The sequence below is a fragment of the Pseudomonas sp. HY2-MNA-CIBAN-0224 genome (genome assembly GCF_040310285.1).
Classification (GTDB): domain Bacteria; phylum Pseudomonadota; class Gammaproteobacteria; order Pseudomonadales; family Pseudomonadaceae; genus Aquipseudomonas; species Aquipseudomonas helleri.
Map to the genome: position 1 here is coordinate 1 of NZ_JBEOPQ010000117.1, position 4,757 is coordinate 4,757.

Annotated in this window: 6 protein-coding genes; 2 read left to right on the forward strand and 4 right to left on the reverse strand. The window is 58.4% G+C overall.

From position 1 onward, the window contains the following. Window positions 1-68 precede the first annotated feature (68 nt). From AAEZ03_RS25500 to AAEZ03_RS25510, 3 genes are read right to left on the reverse strand one after another with little or no spacing between them, the layout of a single operon-like run. Complete coding sequence (locus AAEZ03_RS25500) at window positions 69-656, reverse strand: YggT family protein (RefSeq protein WP_048370963.1); 588 nt, start codon at window positions 654-656, stop codon at window positions 69-71. An 11-nt stretch (window positions 657-667) separates the two neighbouring features. Next, window positions 668-1,486 (reverse strand): pyrroline-5-carboxylate reductase, encoded by an 819-nt coding sequence (proC, locus tag AAEZ03_RS25505; RefSeq protein ID WP_153335309.1) that lies wholly within the window; start codon window positions 1,484-1,486, stop codon window positions 668-670. A 31-nt stretch (window positions 1,487-1,517) separates the two neighbouring features. Further along, window positions 1,518-2,204: a YggS family pyridoxal phosphate-dependent enzyme gene (locus tag AAEZ03_RS25510; protein ID WP_048385085.1), complete on the reverse strand. Its 687-nt coding sequence runs from the start codon at window positions 2,202-2,204 to the stop codon at window positions 1,518-1,520. A 57-nt stretch (window positions 2,205-2,261) separates the two neighbouring features. On the opposite strand from AAEZ03_RS25510, the gene AAEZ03_RS25515 reads away from it, so the two are divergent. Continuing rightward, window positions 2,262-3,254, forward strand: a complete 993-nt coding sequence (locus tag AAEZ03_RS25515; protein ID WP_350582462.1) for a type IV pilus twitching motility protein PilT — start codon at window positions 2,262-2,264, stop codon at window positions 3,252-3,254. A gap of 100 nt (window positions 3,255-3,354) precedes the next feature. Here AAEZ03_RS25515 and AAEZ03_RS25520 read toward each other — a convergent pair whose 3' ends face one another. Continuing rightward, window positions 3,355-4,002 carry a C40 family peptidase gene (locus AAEZ03_RS25520; RefSeq protein WP_350582465.1) on the reverse strand — a complete coding sequence of 216 codons (648 nt, stop codon included), beginning with the start codon at window positions 4,000-4,002 and terminating at the stop codon, window positions 3,355-3,357. Between the two features lie 252 nt (window positions 4,003-4,254). Between AAEZ03_RS25520 and AAEZ03_RS25525 the strand changes: the two genes are divergently transcribed. After that, on the forward strand, window positions 4,255-4,671 hold the full coding sequence (locus AAEZ03_RS25525; protein WP_048370954.1) for an NINE protein: 417 nt from the start codon (window positions 4,255-4,257) through the stop codon (window positions 4,669-4,671). Window positions 4,672-4,757: the final 86 nt, after the last annotated feature.

Genomic DNA, 4,757 nt, shown 5'->3' on the forward strand with positions numbered 1-4,757 from the left:
AGCTTGTCTCGCGATCTTTTGATGTTTTAAAAGATCGCGAGACAAGCTCGCTCCTACAGGTTTTTTCGTTAGATCAGACCGAACAGCACGACCGGCATGCCGACGTACATCGCCAAAGGCGGGATGACGTAGCTTTGCAGCAACTGGATGACCATGAACGCCAGAATCGGCGAGATATCCAGGCCGCCCATGCTCGGCAGCATACGGCGGAACGGTGCCAGGGCGGGCTCGGTGATCTGGTTGACCAGCTCAGCGGCCGGGCTGGCGCCGCCCGGTGCAACCCACGAAAGGATCACGCTGATGATGATGGCGAAGAAGAACACCTTCAAAAACAGCGTAAACACGCCAATCAGCGCCCAGGCCAGCAGCCCGAGGATGTTGAAGGACATGTAGCTCAGCGTCAGGACCACGGCGAAAATCACCATCTGCACCAGAATGGCCAGCACCAGCGAAGACATGTCCAGCCCGAACAGGCTCGGGATCACCCGGCGCATCGGCTTGAGCAGCGGTTGCGTGGCGCGCACGGTGAACTGGCACAGCGGGTTGTAGAAGTTGGCGCGGACCAGTTGCAGGATAAAACGCAGCAGCACGATCAGCAGGTAGAGGCTACCCAGGGTTTGAATCACAAAAATGGCAGCGCCATTAAGTCCAGACATCATGTGCTCCTTTATTGACCCAATTGTTCGGCCATTTCGGCCGAGCGGTGCGCTGCGGCACTCAATGCTTTTTCGACGATGGCTTCAAAGCCGTCAGCCTGGAAGGACTTGATCGCCGCTTCGGTGGTGCCCGCAGGTGAGGTCACCCGGCGGCGCAGCTCAGCCGCGTCGATGCCGCTGGACACGGCCATGTGGGCAGCCCCCAGCGAGGTGTGTTGCGCCAGTTGTTCGGCCACTTCACGGGGCAGGCCGAGCTTGACGCCAGCGGCGGTCATGGCTTCGATCAGCAGGAAGAAATACGCCGGGCCGCTGCCCGACACGGCGGTCACGGCGTCGATCTGTGCTTCAGTGTCGACCCATACCACGATGCCCACGGCAGACAGCAGCTCGTCGGCTTGCTGACGCTGTTCGGCGGTCACCGACTCCGTGGCGAACAGGCCGCTCACGCCCTTGCCCAGCAAGGCCGGAGTGTTTGGCATGCAGCGAACCAGCGGCTGTGCGCCGACCCAGTTCAGCAGGCTGGCGCTGGTGATACCGGCAGCTACCGACACCAACAGTTGATGCGGTTTAAGGTGCGGGCGCAGGTCCAGGCACACGGCCTTCATGGCTTGCGGTTTAACCGCAATCACGATCACGTCAGCGTCTTGCACGGCCTGCGCGTTGTCAGCGAATACCTCAATGCCGTGCTCGGCCGCGACCTTGGCCCGGGTCTCGGCGCCGGGATCGCAGGCGCGGATCTGTGCAGCATCCAGACCTTTGGCCCGCAGGCCGCCGATCAGGCTGGAAGCCATGTTTCCGGCCCCGATAAAGGCAATACGCGTTGTGCTCATAACCGATCCTTATAAAAGTTGGGCGAGTGTCTCAAGCCTGGCCGTAATCGCGGGCGCCAAACAACGCGGTGCCGATACGCACCCACGTCGCGCCTTGGGCAATGGCCGACTCCAGGTCGTGGCTCATGCCCATGGAGAGTGTATCGAGCCCCATGTTCAGGCTTTGTTGCAATGATCGTACCTTGGCAAACGCGGCGTCTTGCTCGGCGCGCACCTCGGTGGGTTCCGGAATCGCCATCAAACCGCGCAACGTCAAACGTGGCAACGCCTGGATTGCCGCCGCCAGGGCTGGCAAGTCCTCGGGCGTGCAGCCTGACTTGCTGGCCTCACCGCTGACATTGACCTGAATGCAGATATTGAGCGGCGGCAAGTCGGCCGGGCGTTGCTCCGAGAGGCGCTGGGCAATCTTCAAGCGGTCTACGGAATGCACCCACGCAAAATGCTCAGCGATCTCACGCGTCTTGTTCGATTGAATGGGGCCGATGAAGTGCCAACTCAAGGGCAGGTCGGTTAATTCGACCTGTTTGGCACGGGCTTCTTGCAGATAATTCTCGCCAAAATCGCGAATGCCGGCGGCGTACGCCTCGCGCAAGGCGGCTGCGGGTTTGGTCTTGCTGACCGCGAGTAAGTGAATGCTCGTTACATCACGTTGCACAGCCTCTGCCGCTGCACGGATACGCGCCTCAACCTGAGCAATGTTGCCTGCTATCGTGGACATTCAATTAAGCCCGCCGTTGGAAAAGTCTGCGGCATTCTACTGGAATTGGGAGGGGGTATGGATATCGCCGACCTGTTGGCGTTCAGCGTCAAACACGGGGCTTCAGACCTGCACCTGTCAGCAGGCGTCGCGCCCATGCTACGGGTGGACGGAGAAATACAACGCCGCGACCTGCCGGTGCTGACCCCGGCCGCGGTGCGTGAACTTATCCACAGCGTGATGAATAGCGCACAACGTTCAGCCTTTGAATCCGCCCACGAAGCAGATTTTTCATACGCAGTGCCCGGACTGGGACGCTTTCGGGTCAATGCCTTTGAGCAGCAGCGCGGAGCTGGAGCGGTGTTTCGCAGCATTACGGCGCAAGTCCCCAGCCTGGAAGGGTTGGGGTTGGGTGAGGTGTTTAAAGGGCTCTGTGGCCTGTCACAGGGGCTGGTACTGGTCACCGGCGCAACGGGCTCGGGCAAGAGCACCACCCTGGCCGCAATGATTGATCACATCAACGCAACTCGCCAACAGCACATCCTTACCATCGAAGACCCGATTGAGTACCTGCACGCGCCCCGCCAGTGCCTGATCAACCAGCGCGAAGTGCACCGCGACACCCACAGCGTGGCGGCGGCGCTACGGTCGGCGCTGCGTGAAGACCCGGACGTGATCATGCTCGGAGAGCTGCGCGACCTGGAGACCATCCGCTTGGCGCTGACGGCAGCAGAAACCGGGCACTTGGTGCTGGCGACGTTGCACACCGCATCAGCGGCCAAAGCCGTCGACCGCATCATTGACGTGTTCGCGGCCGATGAAAAGGCCATGGTGCGCACGATGCTGTCTGAATCACTGCAAGGCGTGATTGCGCAAACATTGGTCAAACGGGTGGGGGGAGGCCGGGTTGCGGCGCACGAAATCATGCTGGCTACGCCTGCGATTCGTAACCTGATCCGGGAAAACAAAGTGGCGCAGATGGTCTCGGCGATCCAGACCGGCGCGGCGGCAGGGATGCAGACACTGGAGATGAGCCTGAAGCGGCTGAAGGAAAACGGCTTGATAGATTAGCGCCAACCCTTGTGGGAGCGGGCTTGCTCGCGATTGGATCAATGCGGTTAATAGATAAACCGCGTTGTCCGCATCGCGAGCAAGCCCGCTCCCACAGGGTTTAGCGCTGAGCGACCCGCAGGGTCTCTTTAGGCAGCACGCGCTTGGCAACCACGTAGTGGCTCTGCCAGTAAGGCTTTTTCAGGGTGTCGATGGTCACCGACTTGCCGCGGCGCGGCGCGTGGATAAACCGGTCGTTGCCCAGATAAATGGCGACGTGGTTGACCGTGCGGCTCTTGATGTTAAAAAACAGCAAGTCGCCCGGCTTCAAATCCTTGCGTTCCACTTTTTGCCCATGGCCGCTGGCCATTTCGCTGGAACTGCGCGGCAAATTAACGGCTTTTACGTCGTTAAACGCATATTTCACCAAACCGCTGCAATCAAACCCTTTACTTGGGCTGCTACCGCCCCAACGATAAGGAGTACCCAACACATTCACGGCACGGCTCAGTACGGCACTGCTTTGCTTGTTGGCGGCAGCCAATGAAGCAGTGGCAATTTTGCCGGGGGCCTTGCGGTGGGCTTTACTCGCTATTGGGCGTGATACAGCCTTGGTTTTGCTGTTAGTGGCAACATAAGGCGCACTCGCAGATGACTTTGCGGTGTAGCCAGTGAAGCCGGACGGAAGATGTTGCTCACGGTTGGTGGCGTGGGCGGCCAGTGGCATTAAAAGGCAAATGGTTAGCCATGTCTTGAATAAAGGACGCATTCGGCAGGGCTCAATGGTTATTAGCGCGAAACTTTATAACAGCTTTTTTGTCCTTTCTCAGGCCGTTTGTCGACTCGACTTGAGGGTCAAAAGGGCGTAAGGCGGTGACAAATTGTCACAGGAAAACGGTACAGGTCAGGTAGGACAAGGCTTTGAGCGTTTTTTTGTAAGACACTTTTACCTGTTACGAGACAGTAAAAAAGTCACAAAAAAAATCAGAAATTTTTTCTATCACTGGCAAAGAGGGCATTTATGAGCGGCTATCGAGACGCAACACAGCATGATACCCACAGCAAGGTGCTGGGTTATTTGCTCTGGATTTTTGGTTTCTTGGGGGCGCACCGCTTCTATTACGGCAAGCCGGTGACCGGGACTATCTGGTTTTTCACGTTTGGTTTGTTGGGGATCGGCTGGCTGATCGACTTGTTCCTGATCCCGAGCATGGACCGTGAAGCCGACCTGCGCTTTACCGCGGGGAGCACGGACTACAACGTGGCGTGGATCCTGCTGACGTTCCTGGGTGTGTTTGGCGTGCACCGCATGTACATGGGCAAGTGGATCACCGGGATCCTCTACCTGCTGACGGGCGGTTTCTTCCTGATTGGCGTGCTGTATGACTTCTGGACCTTGAATGACCAGATCTCGATTGAGAACGCTGATCGTCGGTAAAGTCAAAAGCCCCTCACCCTAGCCCTCTCCCTGTATGGACCGGGGACATCGCGAACACTTTGTTCGGAGACATAGCGAACAGTTAA